Annotated in this window: 16 protein-coding genes; 3 read left to right on the top strand and 13 right to left on the bottom strand. The window is 50.9% G+C overall.

From position 1 onward, the window contains the following. The first annotated feature begins 113 nt into the window (after positions 1–113). Both AC0YOA_RS28060 and AC0YOA_RS28055 read left to right on the top strand, forming a co-directional pair. Positions 114–3,224 carry a hybrid sensor histidine kinase/response regulator gene (locus AC0YOA_RS28060; protein ID WP_475789441.1) on the top strand — a complete coding sequence of 1,037 codons (3,111 nt, stop codon included), beginning with the start codon at positions 114–116 and terminating at the stop codon, positions 3,222–3,224. Positions 3,225–3,391: 167 nt separating this feature from the next. Beyond that, entirely contained in the window at positions 3,392–4,606 is a 1,215-nt protein-coding gene (locus tag AC0YOA_RS28055; RefSeq protein WP_475789440.1) for an aspartate aminotransferase family protein, read from the top strand. 189 nt (positions 4,607–4,795) lie between these two features. Here the strand turns inward: AC0YOA_RS28055 and AC0YOA_RS28050 are convergent, their stop codons facing one another. Beyond that, entirely contained in the window at positions 4,796–5,542 is a 747-nt protein-coding gene (locus tag AC0YOA_RS28050) for an MBL fold metallo-hydrolase (RefSeq protein ID WP_475789439.1), read from the bottom strand. A gap of 129 nt (positions 5,543–5,671) precedes the next feature. Between AC0YOA_RS28050 and AC0YOA_RS28045 the strand changes: the two genes are divergently transcribed. Then, positions 5,672–6,100 carry an Lrp/AsnC family transcriptional regulator gene (locus tag AC0YOA_RS28045; protein ID WP_475789438.1) on the top strand — a complete coding sequence of 143 codons (429 nt, stop codon included), beginning with the start codon at positions 5,672–5,674 and terminating at the stop codon, positions 6,098–6,100. A 126-nt stretch (positions 6,101–6,226) separates the two neighbouring features. On the opposite strand, the gene AC0YOA_RS28040 is transcribed toward AC0YOA_RS28045, so the two are convergent. The 12 genes from AC0YOA_RS28040 to melA form a co-directional block, all read right to left on the bottom strand. Next, positions 6,227–7,309 (bottom strand): mandelate racemase/muconate lactonizing enzyme family protein, encoded by a 1,083-nt coding sequence (locus AC0YOA_RS28040; protein WP_475789437.1) that lies wholly within the window; start codon positions 7,307–7,309, stop codon positions 6,227–6,229. Next, positions 7,306–10,647 (bottom strand): glycosyl hydrolase, encoded by a 3,342-nt coding sequence (locus AC0YOA_RS28035; protein ID WP_475789436.1) that lies wholly within the window; start codon positions 10,645–10,647, stop codon positions 7,306–7,308. The genes AC0YOA_RS28040 and AC0YOA_RS28035 overlap by 4 nt, the downstream gene beginning before the upstream one ends. A gap of 5 nt (positions 10,648–10,652) precedes the next feature. Further along, the gene (locus tag AC0YOA_RS28030; RefSeq protein ID WP_475789435.1) at positions 10,653–12,851 is read right to left on the bottom strand and encodes a helix-turn-helix domain-containing protein; all 2,199 of its coding nucleotides are present in this window, start codon (positions 12,849–12,851) and stop codon (positions 10,653–10,655) included. Between the two features lie 311 nt (positions 12,852–13,162). Then, positions 13,163–14,023: a carbohydrate ABC transporter permease gene (locus tag AC0YOA_RS28025; protein ID WP_475789434.1), complete on the bottom strand. Its 861-nt coding sequence runs from the start codon at positions 14,021–14,023 to the stop codon at positions 13,163–13,165. Positions 14,024–14,038: 15 nt separating this feature from the next. After that, positions 14,039–15,001, bottom strand: coding sequence for an ABC transporter permease (locus AC0YOA_RS28020; RefSeq protein WP_475789433.1), 963 nt, complete (start codon positions 14,999–15,001; stop codon positions 14,039–14,041). A gap of 154 nt (positions 15,002–15,155) precedes the next feature. Then, the gene (locus tag AC0YOA_RS28015) at positions 15,156–16,721 is read right to left on the bottom strand and encodes an extracellular solute-binding protein (protein WP_475789432.1); all 1,566 of its coding nucleotides are present in this window, start codon (positions 16,719–16,721) and stop codon (positions 15,156–15,158) included. A gap of 508 nt (positions 16,722–17,229) precedes the next feature. Beyond that, on the bottom strand, positions 17,230–17,973 hold the full coding sequence (locus AC0YOA_RS28010; RefSeq protein WP_475789431.1) for an SDR family oxidoreductase: 744 nt from the start codon (positions 17,971–17,973) through the stop codon (positions 17,230–17,232). Positions 17,974–18,217: 244 nt separating this feature from the next. Then, positions 18,218–18,805, bottom strand: coding sequence for a TetR/AcrR family transcriptional regulator (locus AC0YOA_RS28005; RefSeq protein ID WP_475789430.1), 588 nt, complete (start codon positions 18,803–18,805; stop codon positions 18,218–18,220). A gap of 158 nt (positions 18,806–18,963) precedes the next feature. After that, positions 18,964–19,635 carry a polyprenyl diphosphate synthase gene (gene uppS, locus AC0YOA_RS28000; RefSeq protein WP_475789557.1) on the bottom strand — a complete coding sequence of 224 codons (672 nt, stop codon included), beginning with the start codon at positions 19,633–19,635 and terminating at the stop codon, positions 18,964–18,966. A 330-nt stretch (positions 19,636–19,965) separates the two neighbouring features. Then, on the bottom strand, positions 19,966–20,244 hold the full coding sequence (locus AC0YOA_RS27995) for a hypothetical protein (RefSeq protein ID WP_475789429.1): 279 nt from the start codon (positions 20,242–20,244) through the stop codon (positions 19,966–19,968). A 67-nt stretch (positions 20,245–20,311) separates the two neighbouring features. After that, positions 20,312–21,058 (bottom strand): class I SAM-dependent methyltransferase, encoded by a 747-nt coding sequence (locus tag AC0YOA_RS27990; protein ID WP_475789428.1) that lies wholly within the window; start codon positions 21,056–21,058, stop codon positions 20,312–20,314. 186 nt (positions 21,059–21,244) lie between these two features. After that, positions 21,245–22,543: an alpha-galactosidase gene (gene melA / locus AC0YOA_RS27985; protein WP_475789427.1), complete on the bottom strand. Its 1,299-nt coding sequence runs from the start codon at positions 22,541–22,543 to the stop codon at positions 21,245–21,247. Positions 22,544–22,652 lie beyond the last annotated feature (109 nt).

Below are 22,652 nucleotides of genomic sequence, written 5' to 3'. Positions count from 1 at the left end.
CGTATTTAATTTAATTGAACCAGGCCGTTTGCTTAGGGTATACTTTCCATATTAATTGTGATAACTGCAATCTTTTCCCTTTTATGAAGTTTGAGCTGAGGAGACAGGCTATTTTGTCACATATTCTGCATAAGATTGGGAACCAGAAAATTTTTATTATTGCCAGCCTGTTTTTAATCGTTCTAACCGGCTCGCGAGTACTCTGGATTGTGTCGTTCCATGGTATCGATCAACCCTATGCCGTGAATGGATTTGTGGATTTACGGGACTGGAATGCTGCGGAAAGCCGTACGATTACGCTGGATGGCCAATGGGAGTTTTATCCTGGTGAATGGCTGATCAATGAAGATAATGAAAGGGTCAAGCCTGTTAGGGAGTCCCAATATATTCAGGTACCGGGTAATTGGGATGCTTCCTTAAAGCAGGGAGACAACACTCCGTACGGTTACGGCTCTTATCGTTTGCGGATTCTGGTCAACCCGGATAACGATATCAACTTCAGCATTCGCGTTCCAAGCGTCCGAAGCTCGTCGGCATTGTATGTAAACGGCCGGCTGCTGGCCAAGTCGGGAGAGCCGGGGGAAAATGAGAAGGAGTACACTGCGCGGAACGTTCCCTACTCCTCCTCCTTCACAGCGAACGGCAGCAATCTCATTGAGGTTGTCGTCCAGGCGGCCAACTTTAAGGATCCCCGTCCCAGCGGCATTGTCCGGTCGATGAAATTCGGGACGGAAGAAGCGATTGACCGGGAGACACAGCTGTCCATGGCTATGCAGCAAATGGTCTCTGTCGTATTTTTGATGCATGCCATCTATGCGATTATTTTATTCGTGGTCGGAACCAGGGAGAAAAGACTGCTTTATTTTTCTATGCTCATTGTCAGCGCCACGCTTATGAATCTTCTTGGGACCGATGAGAAATTATTGCATTACTGGCTTCCGATCAATTACGAATGGGGATTTAAGCTGGTTCATTTGTCCATGACCGGTGTCGCTTACTCTCTGCTGCAAAGCGTGTCCCGGCTGCTGCCTTCCTTTTGGTCTAGAATTGCTCCGGGTTATGGGCTTCTTTGCGGGGTTTCCGCATTATTAGCGCTGCTGCTGCCTGCCCATTATGTGGTGACGATACAGCCTTTATACGCCTCGATCGTAGGGATTTCAATTATATTAACGATCGTATCCATGCTCCGGGCTTCCAGGAAGGATTTCAAGGACAATGTCCTATTGCTGCTCTCTCTTATTGCCTTCACGAGCAACTTTTCATGGTGGGGCATTATGATGGCCAGCGGAATTAAAGTCGTCTATTATCCGTTTGATCTGATTGTATCGACGACCTGTTTTGCGTCTGTCTGGTTCAAGCAATATTTTCAAATTCATTTCGAAACCAGGAGGCTGGCGGCAAAGCTTCAAAAAGCGGATGAGCTGAAGGATGAATTCCTTGCCAATACGTCGCATGAGCTGCGTAATCCGCTGCACGGCATACTCAACATGTCGCAAGCCGTCCTGGAAAGAGAGCGGTATTCATTGAATGAAAAAAGCATCAAGGATCTGGAGGTCTTGTTGTCAGTGGGCCGCCGCATGTCATTCATGCTCAATGATCTGCTTGATGCGGCGAAATTGAAGGAAAACATACCCCGGCTGCAGCTCCAAAGGTTCTCCATTCAAACCATTGCAACCGGCATATTGGACATGCTTCACCATATGACGGAAGGTAAGCCGGTGCGGCTGAAGGATCGGATTCCCGACAATTTCCCACAGGTCTTTGCCGATGAAAACCGGGTTATTCAAATCGTATTCAATTTGCTTCACAACGCGATTAAATTTACGAATGAAGGCGAGGTTTCGATCCGGGGGTATGTGAAGGACGGGAAGGCGCATATTGCAGTAGCGGATACGGGCAGCGGCATGGACCGCGAAACTATGCGACGCGTGTTCGAGCCTTATGAGCAGGGTGATCGCAGCCCAACGATGATTGAGGGAGGGTTTGGCCTCGGCCTCAGCATCAGCAAACAATTGGTGGAGCTGCATGAGGGAACGCTGCAGGTCGTCTCCGTTCCCGGCCAAGGGTCGGAATTCGTTTTCACCCTGCAGCTGGCCGAACCGGATGCCTTGCTCGAGGAAACCGTGAGCGGAATTCCCGAACCGATCACTTTGGCAAAATCAGCAGTGGCCGCAGCTTCAGAACAGCTTGATCCGGCTTCAGGACAGCAGCCGCAGCTGCCTGCAGACCGCCCCCGAATATTAGTCGTGGATGACGATCCCGTCAACCTTAAAGTAATCGAGACGATTCTCTCATTGGAGAAATATGACATGATGACGGTGACGAGCGGCAGACAAGCGCTGGCAGCATTGGACTTCAGGGAATGGGACTTGATCATTTCGGACGTCATGATGCCCCAGATGTCGGGTTATGAGCTGTCGCGCACCATCCGCAACCGATTCACGATCACAGAACTTCCCATACTGCTGCTTACGGCGAGAAGCCAGCCCGGGGATATCGAGATCGGATTTCAATCGGGCGCCAACGATTATGTGACCAAGCCGGTGGATGCGCTGGAATTACGGTCGCGGGTCAGAGCGCTGACGGACGTGAAGCAATCTGTACGCGAGAGGCTGCGGATGGAAGCGTCCTGGCTTCAGGCGCAAATCCAGCCCCATTTCCTGTTTAACACCTTGAATGCCATTGCGGCATTAAGCGAAATCGATATGGACCGGATGCGCAATCTGCTTGAGGCATTCAGCAATTTTCTGAGGGATAAATATAAGCTTAAAAATATTGACGAGCTTTCCCCTATAGAAGATGAGTTAAATATTGTGCGGTCTTATCTGTTCATTGAACAGGAGCGATTTGACGATCGGCTTCATGTCATTTGGGAGATAGACGAATGCGAAGAATTAACAATCCCGCAGCTTACGATCCAGCCCCTGGTTGAAAATTCAATAAAACACGGCGTCATGAACCGCGCCCAAGGGGGAACAATTATGATCCGGGTCACGAACAATGAAACTTATGCGGAGATATCGGTTGAGGACGACGGCGTCGGGATGGATGAGGAATTGCTTAAACGTCTGCCGGAGAGCAAAAAAGACACCGGATCGGGAGTCGGTCTGCTTAATACGGATCTGCGGTTAAAACGGCATTTTGGAATAGGGCTTCAAATCAGCAGCGCTCCTGGCCGCGGGACCCGGGTATCGTTCATCGTGAACAAGAATAATGCAGGTTGAGATATAAGTGGAACAAATCCGGTCAAGTGCTATGTCAAATAACCATCATAAGAAAGGATGCTCAGCATATGGAAATCATTATTCTGATTCCATATTGCATTTATTATCACTCAAATGTATAATAATTCATTAATATTGAATAATTATGCGTTGGGGTGGTGGGGTTGATGGGCTTGGAAAAAGCAGAACTTTTGAAAGACGCAGTGAACTCCGTATTATTTACTGCTGATCGGCCTGATATCGTTATGGATCGCGGAGAAGGAATGTACATATGGGACACTGAGGGTAAGAGATACCTGGATTTTGTAGGAGGATGGGCGGCAGCAAGCTTGGGGCATTCACCAGATGCGGTTAAACAGGCATTGAATAAACAAGCATCTGCTTTGATTACGGCCAGTCCAGCCTACTATAACAGACCCATGATTGAACTCGCTAAAAGGTTGACGGAAATCACCTGCTATGACAAAGTATTTTTCGCCAGCAGCGGGTCGGAAGCCAACGAAAGCGCAATTAAGCTGGCCAGGAAATATGGTGCTGCCTTTTTAAACGGTGCCAATGAAATCATAACGCTCACGAACAGCTTCCACGGCCGTACACTTGCAACCATGTCCGCAACCGGGAAGGAGAAATGGAAAGATCTATTTGCACCAAGAGTTCCCGGATTTAAACATGTGCCCCTAAACGATATTCTTGCATGCGAGTCCTCGATAGATCATAAGACATGTGCGATTATGCTGGAGCTCGTTCAGGGAGAAGGCGGAGTACATGCCGCTGAGCCGGATTATTTAAATCACCTGCGTCAGCTCTGCGAAAAGAAAGGGATTTTATTGATTTTTGATGAGATTCAAACGGGAATGGGCAGGACAGGAAAGATGTTTGCCTATCAGCATTACGGAATAGAAGCGGATATTATGACTCTGGGGAAGGGAATCGGAGGCGGATTCCCGCTTTCGGCCATGTTAACCAAGGACAAATATAATATCTTTGATCCCGGCGACCAGGGAGGGACTTATAGCGGACAACCGCTGGCTATGAGTGTGGGACAAGCAGTCGTGAATGAAGTCATTCGATTGGATCTTTCAAATAACGCGCGGATTCAAGGACTGTACTCGCTCCAGGCGCTGGAGCAAATACAAGGCAAATTTCAGCTGTCCCATGTACGGGGAAAGGGCCTGCTTATGGCTTTTGACCTGCCGCAGCCGGTAGGCAAAGAATTGGTTCAAGATTGTCTTCATGAAGGATTATTGATTAATGCTCCAAGCCCCGATACGGTTCGGTTGATGCCACCATTAATTGTAACGGGACAGGAAATTGATCAAATGATTCAAATTTTAAGCCGCAGCCTGGCAAGAGTGCTTCAACCGTCTGTGAATGAAACCTGAATTAATCCAAGCCACCGTATAATAATTTGAACGGTGGCTTGTTGTCTGACCATTCATTGAGTGCATAAATATACATTACTGTTCTTCAGTCAGAGATCACCCTGGCAAACCCGATCTCTTTCCCGCAGCGTGTTGATCATAGACGCCGAATACGACAGCAGAGCTTTGCACCAGCAGCTTTATCTGCCGTCATACCCAGCCGCCATCCTGCGGAATGATTACCCGATCAAGCAATTCTTCAGCTGCCAGCCGGCTTCGCAAATCCTCTCTTGTCACCAGGCAATGATTAATCGCCTCCATGTGTACCGCCACTACTCTCGTATAGGCAGCATACCGGCATAAGCTTACCACATCGTCCGCGTCCATAATGATAGGGTCGCCCACTGCGAACCGCGCCCCGCCTGCATTGACGACAGTCACATCGGGCCGATAGGCGTCCAGTGCTTCCTTGACATCTTCGCACCAGATCGTATCGCCTGCGATGTAGACAACTGGCTCTCCTGCTGCCTGCAGAACATAACCCGATACATGGCCCATCTTTTCGCCGATCTCGCCTGTGCCATGCCTGCCGCTGGTTCGGCGGATCGTGATTCCCTTGTATTCCAGCGTCGTATCAATTACCGATACCGAGTGGAAGCCTGCTGAAGCGATTGCGGCATCATCTCCCGGCTGGCAAAAAACCGGAACCGATTTATCCAGTGCCGTTATTGCTGCGTCGTCCCAGTGGTCAGGATGCAAATGAGTCACGATGACGGCGTCCGCTGCAGACACTTCCCCGATTGGAACAGGCAGCGGAACAAGCGGGTTGCGCCTATCGTTCGTCGTATTAATGACCGGAGGCTTGACTCCCATATCGCTGAACATCGGATCAAATAGGAAGCTCACACCAGCGTATTCCAGATACAGCGTTGCATTACGGATCAACTGCAGCTTCATGTTCGGTCCACCTCTTATCTTTCGTATTCAGTTCCTGTTACAATTATAGAATAAGTTGAACTATCTCTATACAGATGGATGAAATGAAAAACCGGTTTCTGTTTTCATATTGAAAGGAGTCTTATGGCGATGAACAATGCAACCATTGATGATGTCGATCTTCTAATTCTGCAGTGCCTGCTGGAAGACTCCGCCCGCTCGCATAAAGAGGTCGGACAAATCGTCCATATGACCGGCCAGGCAGTCGGCGCCCGAATACGGAAGCTGCAGGATATGGGGGTTATTGAAGGCTATACGCTAATCTGGAATCCGGACAAGATCGGGCTGGCGGTTCATGCCTTTATTACTGTGTTTATGAAATCAACCACTGCCCACCAATCCTTTCAATCATTCGCCAAGCAGCATGAAATGGTCGCTGAAACGCATCGCGTCAGCGGCGAAGGCTGCTACTGGATGCGGGTTCGTGTCCGCACGTCGCTTGAGCTCACCGCCTTTCTCGACGAGCTGCTGCAGTATGGCAACTACAAGGTCAGTCTGTCGATTGGACAGATTAAATAAAAAGAAATCAGAGCAGATGAATTCTCATGCTCTGATTTCCAGTGTTTATTTCAGGATTCCATGCTTAATTATGAAGGCAATTCCAAGCGTCCCTTATATTCTGCACCGGATGGCCCGGCTTATACGCTATACGCGGGTCAGCAGCCGGTTCATTTTCTCCTCGTCCGGCTGAATGCCAAGCCCGTCTCCGTCGGGGATCTGGATGAACCCGTCCGCAACTACAAATTCAGAAGGCGCGAACTGCTCTCTTACCGTATCCTTCTCGATTGAATATTCATAATAGCTGGTGCATTCCGGCGTACTGGCCGCCAAATGGAGCGCTGCGGCAAAACCCACTCCCTTGGTCGTATTGTGCGGCACATAATGGATGCCGAAGGCCCGGCATAATGTCGCAGCGCGCTTCGCCTGTGCGATGCCGCCGCATTTGATCGGGTCTGCCGCATACAGGTGGCAGGCGCCCTTGGCGATAAAATCACGGAATGTGAAAACATTCCAGTCCTGCTCCCCTACATGGATCGGAACCGGCAGCGTCTGGCACAGCTTGATATACGCATCAAGGTCATAATAGGGGCATGGCTCCTCATAATGATGCAAATGATATTGGCTTATTTTTTCATAAAATTGCACCGCCTGGATATACGTATACGAGCTGTTGCCGTCCACCATCAGGCGGCAGTCGGGGCCGATCGCTTCCCTCACGGTCTTGACCTTCAAGGCGTCCCGGTTCAAGTCGACCGGCAGTCCCGAGCCCATGCGCGGGCCTGTCTTGATCTTGACCGCCTTGAATTGAAAGCGTTCGATGCCTTCGAGCAGCTTCTCGGCTTCCTCGTCCGGACTGAGGTCCCGGCTCATGCTGGAGCCGTACAGCGGAACTTCCCCGCGGTATTTGCCGCCCAGCAAATTGTACAATGGCTGCTTCAGGAACCGCGCTCTGGCATCCCATAATGCAATCTCGATGCCGCTGTACGCCATGGCAAGCAGCTGCCCGGAGATTTTATAATTTTTTCTTAAAATAATCTCTTCCAGCTTCTCTGTTTCGAATACATCATGGCCGATGAGTTGAGGCTTAATGACGGTCTGAATAATCGACAGCACCGCATCAACCTGCATGGGGCTGCATTCCCCAAAGCCCGACACGCCTTCGTCCGTCTCCACCTTCACATAGAACAGACCTTTGGCGAAATAGCAAATCACATTCGTTACTTTCATTGCTGCGCCTCCTTGGGATTCACTTCAGAGCCAAACCGGGCTGATTCCTTCACCTGATGGCTGTCATAGTCAAAATAAGAGCCGTCCAGCCTGAGACCCAGCGCATTGTCGACCCGCAGCTCAAGCAGGTTCTCTCCAGGCTTCCACCATTGTCCAGATCCCTTCCATACATACGGCGTCCATGGGCGAACTCCCAACGATTGCCCGTTCAAGATCACCTCCGCACAATTATGGAAATGCTCGCTTAATCCTGTGAACGACAGCTCGAATGTCTCTGACCGGGCCGCTTCATCCTGCACGGCAATCTGGCGTCGGAATACCAGCGTTCCCGAATAGTAGGGAGATCCATCCGGCACGGGACGATTCGGATTGCCGGCTAACGGCAGGTCGGTGATCACGGGACGCTGCTCCGCCGTGAAGCGAACGCCAAACTTGCCGCGCAAATAAAGCGGATCGACAACGCCGTCATGCGCATGCCTGATCACCATTCTGATCATGATCGTATTGCTTCCATTGATCAATTCAGGCTGCCCGCCGTCCCACTCGATGCCGTTGACGAACAGGCGGTATTCGCCTGCGATGGCCTCGCGGTCCATCGTCAATTCACACCATTCCGGTATCCGGTCGGCATCGAAAATGATTCTGTACCAGCAGACGACCGGATAGGCGACCGTCACTTGATATGGCGTCCCGAACGAGCGGCTGTTAAAGCCCAAGGCATGCCGGAGAACCTCTTTATGATCGGCGCATTGATTAATCCACGGCTTGGTCTCCACATCCAGCCACTCTGCTCCCGGCAGGGAGCTGTGATTCAGCTGCCACCCCTGCTCCAGCCCCTCATCCTTCATGTCCAGCGACATTTGAAGCTGCCCCAGCCTCAACAGATTCGGCTGCGCCAGCTCGAATTCCCAGTCGGTGTCGGCTTCGACTTGAATATGGGAAGCCGTCTGCTGCCTGCCGTCAAGCTGACTGATAATGTCGGCTTGGCCGCCCGGTTGCACGGCAGTTTCGTCCTGAACCCGAACGATTTCAATCAGATGCGACTGATACGGCGCGAATGTCAATAACGCCATGCAGCCGCCGGCTCCGGATTCCGATGACAGCGGACGGATTTCGCCAGTCTCCAGGTTCCGGTACAGCCACTTCGGACGGGAGCCGAAATGAGACTCCGCGAGCCGGATGTGCACCTTTTTCTCCGTACCCTCGTGATTGGCGATAAATATAATGTCGCTTTGCCCTTCAAGCTGTCTGTGCTGGAGCAGCAGACAGCCGGTTCGACCATCCTCTGAGCTGAGTTCAACAGCGCGCGGAAGTGTTTGGTCCAGCAGACGCAGCAGTGATGTTATGCCGTCAACCCCGGCAGGACGTGACGAATTTGAGGAAGCCGGACCATGCGGGACGAAATAGGCTTCCTTCTCGCCTTTCCTCCAAGCCGCTGGCGACGCTTCATCCGGCAGCAGGCCTTGCCAATAATGCGCGGAATCCTCTGCCTGGGCGTGAAACAGCGCCGCAGCCCCTTCAACGGCTACGCTTTGAGCCTCTATCTGCTCATAGGGAAGCAGCCCGACGCTGATAACAATTCCGCCCAGATCGGCGAATGATTGAATCCGTTCCCAGGCGGCAGCCTCCAGATTGGAAACCGGCGGAATAATCAGCGCCTTGTACCGGCCTGCGCCGATGTTCAGTGAACCATCCGCAATCTCTGCCTGCATCAGCATTTCCGGGTCAAGCGTATCATAGTCGCGCTGGTTGTTCAGCAGGGCGGTTTGAATAGCAATCCAATCCGACTTCATTCTCTCCAGCCGCTGCTTGTCCTGCGGGTCCGTTCCGGCAAAGCCGAACTGGTGAAACGGATTGCCCATTTTCGTCCATAACGAGGTGGTTGGATCCAGCACCGCAATGTCGATCTTGGCGCTGCCCTCGCTCATGATGTAGCTGATGCGCCCAATGTAATCGCCCAGCTGCCGAAAATGCTTCCAATACGGATTCTGATCGAACTGCGAGGGAGCCGCGTCATGCTTGCGGAGCCCGTCGATCGAATAGAAGAACGCATGGAAATTAAACATATTCGTTCCCATAACGGCCATCCAGTCAATCATCCAGCGCGCATCCTGCAAGGTCATCGTCCAGCCGATGCTGTGGAAGCATTCAATGAGCGCCCGCTTTCTGCCAAGCTGGCGGGCCAGCGAGCTGCCCATCTTCGGATTATGCCTCAAGCTGTGCGCGTAGCTTTCCATAATGGCCGACAGCGGCTTGCCGAGCTTCTCATGGGCGCTGTCGCCGCCCGGAATATGGCTGTACAGCTGCGTGGTCATCCGGACGCCGGGTACCTCGGCAATATATTCCATCCGATACTCATCGCACCATTCGGCGACCTTCTTGTGAAAGTTGTCCCGGAGCATCATATGAATGCATTGATAAAAATCATAGCGGACCTTCGCCGTATCGGGCCCGGCATCTTCGAACAGGCAGTGAAGCCGGTCCAGCAGGCTATATCCGCACCGCTCCTCGAAGAAAGGCGCAATGAGCGGAGACCACGGAATTTTACCGGCCCGCAGGCCGACTTCATCGGTGAACATCCCTTTCACGGTATCTCCGAAATACTGGCCCAGCTCCTGCGTGTACCGCTCATGCGTCAACCGCATGAACGTATCGACGGCCTTGGGGTGCAGCGGGTCAACAAAGGTTCCGTAATATTTAAAGTCTTCTACCTCCTGCTCGACAATGACAATGATCTCCCACTTTGCGGCATGCTCCGGCAATCTATAGTCCAGCCGCTTAACCGTATGATAAGTAAAATAGCGCTTATGGCTGTGCTTGGTCAAACCCGTCTGCTGAAACACAGTCTCGTCCTGAAAGCTGCCGATCCACGGCGCAATGTCCACCGACTGCTCCCATTCCCGGGCACCGTTGCCGGAGAGGGGAACCGCCTTGGCTGTCAGCACCCTGCCCCATGGCAAATTCAGCCCGACATGCTCGCCCGCATCCGCCTCCTGCGCCGTTCGCGACAGCATGCGCTGCACCGTCTCCGGATGCTCCAGCGTTACTTCGCCTCCGGCAATGCCGCTGGGATACGGGTATTCGTCATACAGCCAGACATTCAGGCCCGCTTGCCTGGCCGCCTCCACAGCGAATTTCACCCGGTCGAACCAGACACGGGACAAATACGGAATCGTCATGCCCTGCCGGGCGCAGATGAAGAATCCGCCTACGCCTTTCTCTTTCATCTCTTCTATCTGCCTTAGAATCTCGCTTTCTTCCATATCCCCATTCCAGAACCAGAAGGGCTGCACGCGATAATCCACAGGCGGATTCTGAAACCAGCTGTCGTTTATCAATCCGATCACTCTCCATCCGTTTCATTGCCGGCATCGTCTTCGCCCTTCCTGCTGTTCTCCCTGTACCGGCTTGGCGTAACTCTCGTATGCTTCTTGAAGATCCGGCTGAAATAGCTGTGCTGGTAGCCCACATGCTCGGCGATATCATTCAATTTCATGTCCGTTCCCCGCAGCAGCTCTTTTGCTTTCTCCAGCCGCACTTCGGTCAAATAATCAATAAAGTTGAGGCCGGCCGCCTGCTTGAACATGCGGCTCAGCGTATAGGAGCTCAGTCCCTCCGCTTCTGCAAGCGAATCGAGCGATAGCTCCTCCATGTAGTTCTCGTGAATTCTCGTGACGACCCGATCCACTGCCTGCTGCAAAAAAACGTCCTGTTTACGCGTCATTTCCTGCATAAAGGGCGTTATAACCTGGTTCAAAAACCATCGCTCGATCTCCTCCGGCTCCTTGATCTGGCACAGCTGCCCGTATAGATTGGCCCCCTCGTAAAGCTCGCTGAGAATGACCCCGGTCTGCATCATCGAATGCTGCACGGACCCGAGCAAATGAAGCATGCCCTGCTGCACCCACAGCTCCTTGCCTGCGGATACCCGCAGCTCCTGAAGGAACTGCTTGACTGCCAGCGCCGTCTCCTCTTCAAGCCCTGAGCGGAAGGCGCGGAGCACTTCTTTTTCCAGCTGAAACGGGAACTCGGAAGCCTTCTCCCCCTGCGTCACCCATCTGCTTAGATCGATAATCTGATTATCCTCCTGCAAATCGCGGAACCGCAGAGCATGCCTTGCTTCCTCCAGCGTCGCCGGAACATCTTTAATCTGCGATACCGGCCGGCCGAGGCCAATCGCCACTCTCACATGCAGGAATGTATTCAGCCTGCTTGTGATGTCGTGGAGCAGACGGTATATGCGGTCGCGCCACTGGTCCAAGGGCTCCTCCAGCGTATCGCCCAGCAGCAGGCCGATCGTCAAATCATGAAAGTTAATCGAATCTGCCTGCTCAAAGGCCTCCTCGGCCAGCTCCTGCACAATATTTGCAGCGGCAAACGTGACCAGCACCTCGTCGCCTTCGGAGAAACGCCCCATCAGGCTTGAGAATCCGAGCAGCTGCACGAATACGACCGTAAACCGGCTGGCTCCCGCGTCCCAGCCCAAATTTCCCATCCGCTCCTGCAGATCCGACTCTGACAAATAATACAGATACCCTTGGGCAAACTGCAGCAGGAAGCCTTCGCGAACCTGCGGCAGCTGGCTTTCCAGACGCACCTGCAGCGTCTGGCTCTCCCGCGTCACATCATTCCAGACGCTCTCGAACAGCTCAAATTCATCCCTGCCGGCATGCTTGGCCTGATTGCCGTGGCCGCCAAGCAGGTTTACAAGCCGGGCCACCGGCTTATAGAGCCGCTTGGACACGAACCAGGACAGCACAACGGCCAGCAGCAGCCCGAAGCAGCTGAAGCCAAGAATAATTCGCGATATGAACACGACTGGTCCGGTCAATGCTTTGAGCGGCGTTGCCGAGATATAGATCCATTCCTCGCCGAGCCGGTTCAAAGTGCCGTACGAAACCGAGTAGCTCTCCTCCTGCCACTTGAAGATAAAATGATCCTCCGCCGCGTGCTCCTCCAGCACCCGTGCGCGCAAAGCTCCGTTCAGGCCCTTCGCGTCACCGCCCTGCCCGAAGGGCGGGATCCATTCCCCGTTTCCTTTCATCAGAAACGAAGTTCCTTCGTTGCGGGGAGTCAGGATTGTGACAATCTCCTGCAGCTTCTCCGGATCGACGGTCACCAGGAACATCCCGAAGGGACGGGGGCTGCCGCCCGGAATTTTATGAATCAGCGACAGAGGAGCCGCCAATTGCGGCTCCTTGCCTGCTGCTCCTTGTTCGGGATCTTCCCCTTGCCCGATGTATCCCTCTTGTTCGGGATCGAAGCCGCTCCATGCCGCCTGATTCTGCTGATTCATCATAATGTCGTGGTACTCCTGATACTGATCGTCCGTCAAGCGGACAAAACCCGCCTCGGTAAACAGCAGCGGAGCCGGCTCTTCCACATACAGCCTGACCTGCTGGATCACCGGATTGAGCTGCTTCATAACGAGCAGTGTCTTATAAATATCCTGTACCTGGTTGTAGCCATAAACCGGGTCAAGCTGCTTCAGCTTATCGTCGAACTGCGGATCGAACGCCCAATGCGAGAGGGAAATTTCCAAAGCGGCAAATTGATCGTCAATGCTTTGGCGCGCCTTTTCCAGCTGCTCCTGATGGAGCCGGTTGGTTTCGCTTGCAATTTGCTCGCTGCCGACAAAATAAATCCCCGTTCCAATCAGCAGCCCCGGCAGGCTGGCAATGACAATGACCGTGACCAGACTGCGGCGGAAGAAGAGTCCTTCACCTTGAAATCCGTATACCGAGCGAAGAAATTTCTTAATGCTGTTCGTAGAAATCGTAAGTCCCCCTTCCCTCGCTTCAAGTAACCAATTAGGGATGAGGGACCTGATGTCCTTCTTATCTGAACAACTTTTTATCCCTTAATGGAGCCTACCATAACGCCTTGGGCAAAATGCTTCTGCAAAAACGGATAGATGCATAATATCGGTACGGTTGCGATCACGACCGCCGCCATCTTGAGCATTTCCGCCGGAGGAGGCTGATGAAGAGGATCCGCCTCGGCGAGCGGATTCTCCGCCAGCATATTTTGCAGAAGCACCTGAATCGGCCATTTGTGATAGTCGTTTATATAAAGCAGCGCCGTAAAATACGAGTTCCAGAACTCAACCGCATAGAATAAGCCGAACGCCGCAATCGCAGGCAATGACAAGGGCAGCACGATACGAAACCACGCCGTTATTTCGTTACAGCCGTCAATGGCGGCGGCTTCGTCAAGACTGTCCGGGATGTTGTCAAAAAAGCCCTTCATCAAAATAACATACCAGCCGCTGGACAGCACAGGCAGGATGAGCGACCAGATATTATCGATCAGCCCCAAATTGCGGACAAGCATATAGTTCGGAATAATGCCGGGATTGAATAAAATCGTAAATAGGATCAGCATCAGGATAACGCGTCTGCCCATCAGTTTTTTCCTCGACAGCGTATAGGCCAGCGACGCGGTAATGATCAGGCTGCAGGCTGTTCCGGCAACGGCCAGAAACCCGCTGACGCCGATTGCCCGGATGATGGTCGGACTGCTTAATAAATACTCGTAGGAGTCGAAGGACCAGGTTTCCGGAAATAAAATGATGGTTCTCGATAAATATTCCCCAATATCCGTAAAAGAAACGATAAACACATAATAGATCGGAAATAAGGTAATTAAAGCAACGACAGTCAGAAAGACAATATTAGCGGCATGAAACATCCGGCTTCCGGTGCTGTTGTCCATTTGTTTCACCTCCCGTCAATAGACGCCTTCCTCGCCGAATTTTTTTGCAAGTTTATTCGCAGCAATAACCAGCGTCAGCCCGATGACCGATTTAAACAGTCCTACCGCCGTACTGAAGCTGAACTGTCCCTGCTGGACGCCGAGCCGGTATACATAGGTGTCGAATACTTCGGCTACATTCGATACAGCTCCGTTATACATGAGGTAAACCTGCTCGAAGCCGATATCCATCATATGGCCCAGACGCAGAATCAGCAAAATGAAGATGACATTGCGGATGGACGGCAGCGTAACATGCCACATTTGCCGGGCTTTGCCTGCTCCGTCCATTCGGGCCGCTTCATAAAGCTGAGGATCGGTTCCCGCAATGGCCGCAAGGAAAATAATCGTTCCCCAGCCGGTTTCCTTCCAGATCGTCTGCACCGTCAGGATGATCCAGAGCAGATGAGGATCGTTCAGAAACTGGATTTTGGCCATGCCCAAGGCCGTCAGAACCTCGTTGACAAATCCGCGCGATACAGACAAGAGCATGAACGTCAGACCGGCAATGATGACCCATGACAGGAAGTGGGGCAAATAGACAACCGATTGAATTATCCGCTTGAACACTTCGTTCTTCAGCTCGTTCATGAGCAGGGACAATAAAATCGGCAGCGGAAAGAAAAAGACTAGGCTGAGTATATTGATCATCATCGTGTTTCGAAACAAAATCCAGAACTGAGGATCGGAAAAGAAGCGCTGGAAATGCTGGAATCCGACCCAGGGGCTGTTCCATACTCCCGCTATAGGGGAATAATCCTGGAAGGCAATGACGACTCCCGTGATGGGGATATATTTGAAAATAAGAAAAAACAACAAGCCGGGAATCGCCAAATAGTACATATATTTATCGCGTCTTAACCGTCTGAAAAAAGTATGCAGCCTGCCCCGCTTCTCATAGCCCGCTATGGTGCCTGCGTAAGTGTGCTGATCGGCCATTCTTTAGCAGCCTCCTCTCTTGAAATGTCCAGTGAAAAAAGACGGGCTGCGCATGCGGAACCGCCTTCTAATCACCGCGCTTCTTGCTATTGTTAAAGAAAGCCCCCAGCTTTCCTTGCCGGTTGGGGGCTTGGATTCTAATAAGGCTCATTCATCACTTGCCGCTTCGCTCCTGATAAGCATCGTTCATTTCCTGAACGATTTTCGTCATTTGCGGATCGCTTTTCATTTTATTGACGAAATCATCCCATGCGGTAAGCGGCGCAACACCCAAAATAACTTTCGTCTTTATATCCTGCGCCTGCTTGGCAAGCTCCGGACCATAGGATTGGAAGGTCTCGGAATAAAGTCCGATGCTTTCGTCCGGCTTGCTTGTTTTGGCCTTCTCATCCTGCAGCTTGGTATACAGATCGATGCTGGCTTGAGGGAAATTACGGTGCAGCGAGTTGGCATACGGATCGGCTACGTACACAATCTGATTATAATTTTCGATCCCGGAAGCCTCGTATTTATCCTGGATCGGTTCCTTATTGCCGTCTTTGACCGTGTAATGCGTGCCTTCTATTCCCCATGTTTGCAGATCGAATACTTCCGGGGTCATCCACTTGTCAATCGCGATCAGGATGGCATCCAGCTTTTCCTCAGGCACTTTCTTGGAGATCGCGAGCATGCCCAGGAACCCGGGGCCTTTGGGATTATAACCGTTAATCGAGGTTACCGGGTAGAAGGCCTGCTCATCCTTGGCGGTGGGATCAACCTTGCCCAGCTTGCTGATCATTTCCTGCATATTGCCTGTTTTGTCGGCGATGATGCCGGCTTTGCCGGATGCGTAAATTTCATCGACCTGGCTTGGCTTCAGGGAAGCGAAGTCAGCCGGGATCAAACCGTCTTTATAAGCCTTGTTCAAATACTCCAATGCCTCTCTGGTTTCCGGCAGCAGATCCGCATTCTCCAGCTTGCCGTCACGAACGACCCAGCTCCCGGTTGCTCCCGTTCCATTAGCCCCGGTAAAGCTGTTGATAATGATGCCCAATGTTCCCATATCTGTCGGCAGCACATTTGCTGTGAAGCCGATAGTATCGTCCTTGCCGTTCCCGTCAGGGTCCTGTTCTTTAAACGCTTTCATAACCGTGTACAGCTCATCGGTTGTGGTCGGCACTTGAAGGCCCAGTTTATCCAGCCAATCCTTGCGGATGACAAAATAACGCGCGCCCTCCGCACCGCGGGGTCTCGGAATGCCGTAGTTTTTGCCGTCCTGCATTTTGGACGCTTCCCAGGCTGCAGCCGGAACCTGTTTGAGAATATTGGGGTATTTGCCGTACATCTCAGTCAAATCCCAGAATGCTCCCTGCTTCGCCGATGTGCGGAATACCGTGGAGAACGGATCGTCAATCATAACCACATCCGCAATATCGCCGGATGACAAGCTTACATTGAGGCGCTCCTTGTAGTTGTTGGCGGATACCCATTGAATGTCCAGTTTGGTGTTCGTCGCCTCCTCAATCGCTTTTTGCACATCGCCTTTGGGATCAGGCGGATTTGCGGTTGAAAACGCACTCATAATTTTGATCGCTGTTGGTGCGCTTGCCGCTTCTCCCGATGCTCCGGATGGGGCATTTCCTTCGCTGCCGCCTGGCGAAGCATTTCCGCCGCAGCCCGACAATACCGTCAAGCCAAATACCAGTGCCGCTGCCAGCATCATTTGTTTCTTTCTTTTCATGTACATCCTCCCTTTTCTTTGCGGTCAACATTGAAGCAGTGATTGTTGAATACCTTTGATACGACTTGAAGTCTATATGAGTACGCATTTTCCAACAAGCTGACTTTTTTGTATCGCCGGATGGGCATGCATTTGCACATTTTTGCAATTATCAGGGTTCTGCAAGAGAGGGATAAATGCGCCGGAACCCGCAGCACTGCAGCGTTTTGAGATACAAGACGGGTTAGAAGCCCCTGCCCGCAGCAATCCCTTCCGGGTTACCTGAAGCGATATGGAAAAATCGCCCCCTGCCTTATGAAAGGCGGGGACGATCCGGATGCTTGCGTCTGATGCGGTCTTATCGGCCGCATATCTGAAAGTCTGAAAGTTGTTCGTTCTCATTTCAAACGTCTCCTCTTTCTTTATATCCAATATTTTATCATATATGAGGTGCTCAAATCGCCGCTTATCCTATATGGCAAAAAAGGAGCCGCCGGCGGCAGCTCCTTCATCATGCTTATGAATGATTTTAAATAAAGCCTCCATTGACACGAATGGTCTGTCCGGTAATCCACTGAGATTCTCCGCTTGCCAGGAATAACACGACATTCGCAACATCATCAGGCTCTCCCAGGCGTCCGAAGGCGTTCGTTTTTCGGGTAGCATCAATTTGATCCTCCGTTTTGCCAACGGTGAAAAGCTCCGTATTAATCGGGCCTGGCGCAACCGCATTGATCGAGATCCCTTTGGGACCAAGCTCTTTGGCAAGCTGGCGGGTAAACTGCTCCACGGCTCCCTTGGTTGCTGCATACACACTGTAAGTGGGGAACATCTGACCGACAACCGAAGTGGAGAAATTGATAATACGGCCGCCGTGTTCCATATGTTTTGCGGCCTGCTGGATCGCAAAGAAGGTCCCTTTTACATTAATGGCAAACTGCTTGTCAAAATCCTCTTCCGTCATGCTTGCAATCGGTTTGATTATCATAATGCCTGCGTTATTGACAAGAATATCGATTCGTCCGTAGACCTTCAATGTCGCCTCAAACAGCTTCTCCACTTCAGCTGCGCTGCTGATATCCGCCTGGATGGCTGCCGCTTCCCCGCCGCTGTTCTTGATTCCGGAAACAACCTCTTCCGCTTTGCCCGGGCTGCTCGCATAGTTAACCACTACCTTGGCCCCGTTCCGTGCCAGCTCCTCAGCTATTTCACGCCCCATTCCTCTTGATGCGCCTGTTACTAACGCTACTTTGCCTGCAAGTTTGTTTTCCATTATGATGAACCTCCCAATTTTCTAATTAAAGTATTATGATGACCCAACTTTCCTTGGACAAACCAATCATCGTTCATTCAAAGCCAGACGCTGTATGTTCAACTCGTTCTTGTTGATATGATTATATAATATCGAAAATCAATAATCAAGTGACATATTTTAATTTTTGTCATTTGTTTATCAGGGTAACAAAAAAGAGAAAGTCTTTCGGACGGTTAGCGTCAGAAGTTCTTCCTCTTGTATATCATCGAGTAATTCCCGAAAGGAGCAGGTCCCAGACGGCATCAAATTCCAGATCAATCGTGGAGAGCGACCATTCATAGGCATGCGCCGGATGATGAAAGCGTGAAGTCGCGATAAACATTGCATTGGCCATTAGCTCAGGCTCACCTGATTTAAACTCAAGGAGCTGCATCCCCCTCTCGATGATTCGGGAAACCTGAAGAATGAGGTTGTGGATATGGGACTTAATCATGTCCACAGATTCCAGGGTAACAGCTGTATACATCGCGAACATCTCCGGGTCTTCCGCGGCGTATTTCCTTTTACTTTGTACAAGCGTTTCAAACCATAACCGCAAACGTTCGGCAGTCATGCCTTCAGTCTGTATGGAGATCGTGGCCAGGGGATCGGATATCTGATGCAGCCAGCGCTCGGTTACCGCCTCCCTCAGAGCGGCTTTGCTGGGAAAGTGGCGGTAGATGGTGCCATGACTGACTTGAAGCGCGCGGGCCACATCCACAACGGAGGTTTTGTCTGGTCCAAAGCGCCGCAGCACCTGCTCTGCCGCATCTAAAATCGTTTCTTTCGTTAATGGCAGATCATTTATCATATTCTAGTCGAAGAGCAAACAAATCCCGGTATATGAGCAGGATTTTATTTCCTTACCCTTCTTCAAGCCTCCTTGTTTATATTACAACCAACCATATCATAACAATAATAAAGTATCAATATTGTTATTTTGTTATTCGAATCCGGTCTTTCCATTCTTCATGCATGCTGTTTACGGCACTGATAATCATAAATAGCCTTGTAGAACAGATACTCATTGAAGCTTGGCCACATCTCATCAGTAAACCATAGTTCGGACATCGAAGACTGCCAAAGCAGAAAACCGCTTAATCTTTTCTCCCCGCTTGTTCTGATGATAAGTTCCGGACAAGGGGATTCGGAGGTGTACAGGAAACGTTCGAATTCCTCTTCGGTAAGCTCATGTGCTCCGTCCTTCAAATACGACTTCATTGCATGGATAATTTCACTGCGTCCGCCATAATTCACAGCAAAATTAACGGTCATATCCGTGTTCGATTTTGTTAGTGCGGTGGCGTGTCTCATCATGTCCTGAGTTTCTGCTGAAAATCTGGAGATGTCGCCAATAAAGTTTATCCTGATCTTGTTTCTGTTCATTTCGTCCAATGTATCATCGGTTACAAATTCATGAATCAGACTGATAATATAATCAACCTCTGCCCTGGGACGCTTCCAGTTTTCCGTGGAGAAGGCATACAGAGTCAGAAATTCCACGTTATTTTTCCTGCAAAAGCGTATGGTTCTTCTCATGGTCTGCATTCCTGCAAAATGTCCTGCCGTACGAGGCAATCCCCTTCGGGTTGCCCACCTTCCATTACCGTCCATCATGATCGCGATATGTCTTGGCAGCACGGCATTCCAATTAATTTTTTTCCTCCAAAACCTTGCTCGTACCGAATGATTTAAGCCAAAAAGCAAGTTCCACACCGCCTTTTTTGAATATACAGTTCTAGGGATTTACGCTCTTCAGTAGTAAACAAAATAAGAGGAGATGCTTATTCTCCTCTTGGTTTTTTACCTGCTATTTAATATCTCACCAGGATAACCAACCGCTGGTTCGCTGATAATTGCATAATAATTCATATTCTTCACGCAGGATCCTTGTGCGTTTAACTTCCAATTTATTTTACCATATTTGGATTCCTTTGTACTGCAGTGAATTTCCGAAGAAAAGCAAGCCATTTATTGCTCTTGAAAGGACATCTCGGATTGCGTGATATGATAGCCATTTTCATCATGTGTGATCACTTTTATATAGCTGCTGTTCGCATCAATTAACCATACCGTATCTTTATCGATTTGAACGGTTGAAATTTGGGGAGTCACCGCCTGACCGGGAATACCAGTAAGATGGAGCGATCGTGTATTTTCAAATGAGGTCGTTAAACGATTTACCGCCCAAACCGTTAAAATTGTAAGCCAGATCATCATCAGACCAAGAAATATATTGTTTTTGGACATATCATTCTCTCCTTCAACTGGAGAAGAGGAGGAAGCCAAGCGCTAATTCGCCCCTGCCCTCTTCGAATTATTTTCTGGCTACAATCATGAAGCGTTTGGAGTTGGTCTTGATTCCTCTGCCGGTTTGGTTTTCATGAATGAATGCTTCAAGTATGGCAAAATCATCCGAGCCTTGACCGAAATTCGGGATGATCGGAGTATGCTTCAGCAGGAACACCAGGTCTTCGTATGTTTTGTAATATTCCGATGCATCGAAGTCAAACGACTGGATATCGCTGAACCCGGCTTCACTCAATTCTGAAATATATTTATTTTTCAGTGTCCCGTCCTGAGCCGCTTTCTGGCCTCTGCCAAAAGCTCGGATGAGATTGAGCTTATCGTCTTCGCTTACTTGCTGGGTCAGGAAAACACCGCCACCTTCTAAGACCCTGGCAATTTCCTGTGCGGAAAAGGGCGCATGCCGGCAGGACACCACATTAAAAAATGCCGCAGGAAAATCGATTTTTTCAGCATTCATTGGCAAAATGCGCACATTGGATTTCTTCGATTGTTCCAGATTGGCAAGTGCCGCTTGAATCATGCCGGGTGAATCGTCAATTCCCACCAGGAGTGCAGCACAATCGGCTATCGATAAGAGAGCTTCCCCGCCGCCAGTCCCGATATCCAGCAGCAGATCGTCTTTCCTGCACCTCCGGGTAACCTCAGAATAAAAGTCCCATTTTACGCCTTCAGACACGCATTTCACCTTACTGAAATCCCAACCGTTTAATTGTCCAACCCGATCATAAAACTTCCTGTATTCCAACTCGTTCATATCGTTTCTCCGCCTTTTCAAATGAGATCAAAAACCGAGCTGCCGACACCCATTTTTTCCTCTTTCTGTATTCGAGTTTTTCTCTGCTTTTCCCTCCTTATCACGACGCCAGCTTAGCTTCACATGAAAAAAAGCAGCTATCGTGCATAGGTGCACGATAACTGCTTCTTTAGCAGGCTTCAGCTCTTACCGGTAATCCGGCAGAAAATGTTGATTTACTTCGAGCATCTCATCCACCAGAGCCTTAATGGTGTCAATCGGCAGCTCCGCGGAAGTATGCGGGTCAAGCAGAGCAGCATGGTAGATATGCTCGCGTTTGCGGGTTACGGCGGCTTCTATGGTCAGCAGCTGCATGTTGATGTTCGTCCGGTTAAGCGCAGCAAGCTGCGGCGGAAGCGCGCCGAACCGGGTCGGCGTCACGCCCTCTCCGTCCACGAGGCATGACACCTCCACGCAGGCTTCCTCGGGAAGGTTCGAGATCAGGCCGCCCGTGTTCAGGACGTTGCCCGCGATTTTGAACGGCACGTTCGTCTCCATAGCCTCCATGATGTAGGAAGCATATTCATGCGTACGGACATGGGACACGGACGTATTGTACACCAGATCATTCATCGCCTGCTCCCAATACGCCTTGCTGCTGCCCCCCCATCCCTTGAAATTTTCCGTAGGGACATTGTATTTTTCCAGAAGCTCCGGATACGCGTTTTTGATAAAATAAGGCACGTACTCGGCTCCATGCATGCTGGACTCGGTTACATAGTAGCCGAAGGTTTTCATCATCTCGTACCGGACCATATCGTCATGCGGTCCCGGCCTTGCGGCCGCCCGCCGTTTGATCTCCGGATAAAGGTCCTCGCCGTTCCGCGTAATATCCAGCAGCCAGGCTTGATGATTAATGCCGGCAATCCGCCAGCGCACATCTTCGGCACTCATACCCAGGCCTTCAAGAAGCTCCTTGGCACATACCTGCACGCTGTGGCAGAGACCGACCGCCTTAATGCCGGTTTCCCTCAAGACGGCTCCCGTGAGAATCGCCATCGGGTTCGTGTAATTCAGGAACCAGGCGTCGGGACACAGCTCTTCCATATCCCGGGCGAATTCCAGCATGACGTCAATGGTCCGCAGTCCCCGGATAAGGCCGCCCATTCCCAGCGTATCCGCATAGGTTTGCTTCAAGCCGTATTTGCGCGGAATTTCGTGATCGCTCCGGATGACGGGCTCGAAAGCACCGACGGAAATCGCGTTGATCACGTAGTTAGCTCCTTTAAGCGCTTCCCGCCTGTCTGCATAAGCCTTGATGGTCGCCTTCCCGCCAAGATTCCGGTTCAAATTGACAAGCATCTTCTCCGATTCTTTCAGGCGCTCCAGGTCGATATCATGCAGCGCGATGTGCGCATCGGCGAGAGCCGGGGTGAGCATGCAATCCCCCAGAACGTTTTTGACGAAAATGGTGCTGCCTGCACCGATGAATGCGATTTTTGGCATGGCTTCTCTCTACTCCTTTTTTTGGTGTGCTCCTGCTAATGTGTAAATAATATCTGTTCACCCGAGAGCCGCTCCAGTGCCATTTGATCTTCCGACCGCTGTTGTACCC

It is taken from the genome of Paenibacillus sp. JT22N12, assembly GCF_056269365.1.
Note: the sequence above shows the minus strand (reverse complement) of the source record. Positions and strands in the feature narration are given on the sequence as shown.

Excerpts from the sequence above, each read along its gene's own strand:
- AC0YOA_RS28055 (WP_475789440.1), top strand. The coding sequence starts at position 3,392 with ATGGGCTTGGAAAAAGCAGAACTTTTGAAAGACGCAGTGAACTCCGTA.
- AC0YOA_RS28050 (WP_475789439.1), bottom strand. The coding sequence starts at position 5,542 with ATGAAGCTGCAGTTGATCCGTAATGCAACGCTGTATCTGGAATACGCT.
- AC0YOA_RS28045 (WP_475789438.1), top strand. The coding sequence starts at position 5,672 with ATGAACAATGCAACCATTGATGATGTCGATCTTCTAATTCTGCAGTGC.
- AC0YOA_RS28040 (WP_475789437.1), bottom strand. The coding sequence starts at position 7,309 with ATGAAAGTAACGAATGTGATTTGCTATTTCGCCAAAGGTCTGTTCTAT.
- AC0YOA_RS28025 (WP_475789434.1), bottom strand. The coding sequence starts at position 14,023 with ATGGACAACAGCACCGGAAGCCGGATGTTTCATGCCGCTAATATTGTC.
- AC0YOA_RS28020 (WP_475789433.1), bottom strand. The coding sequence starts at position 15,001 with ATGGCCGATCAGCACACTTACGCAGGCACCATAGCGGGCTATGAGAAG.
- AC0YOA_RS28015 (WP_475789432.1), bottom strand. The coding sequence starts at position 16,721 with ATGAAAAGAAAGAAACAAATGATGCTGGCAGCGGCACTGGTATTTGGC.
- AC0YOA_RS28010 (WP_475789431.1), bottom strand. The coding sequence starts at position 17,973 with ATGGAAAACAAACTTGCAGGCAAAGTAGCGTTAGTAACAGGCGCATCA.
- AC0YOA_RS28005 (WP_475789430.1), bottom strand. The coding sequence starts at position 18,805 with ATGATAAATGATCTGCCATTAACGAAAGAAACGATTTTAGATGCGGCA.
- AC0YOA_RS27995 (WP_475789429.1), bottom strand. The coding sequence starts at position 20,244 with ATGTCCAAAAACAATATATTTCTTGGTCTGATGATGATCTGGCTTACA.
- AC0YOA_RS27990 (WP_475789428.1), bottom strand. The coding sequence starts at position 21,058 with ATGAACGAGTTGGAATACAGGAAGTTTTATGATCGGGTTGGACAATTA.
- melA (WP_475789427.1), bottom strand. The coding sequence starts at position 22,543 with ATGCCAAAAATCGCATTCATCGGTGCAGGCAGCACCATTTTCGTCAAA.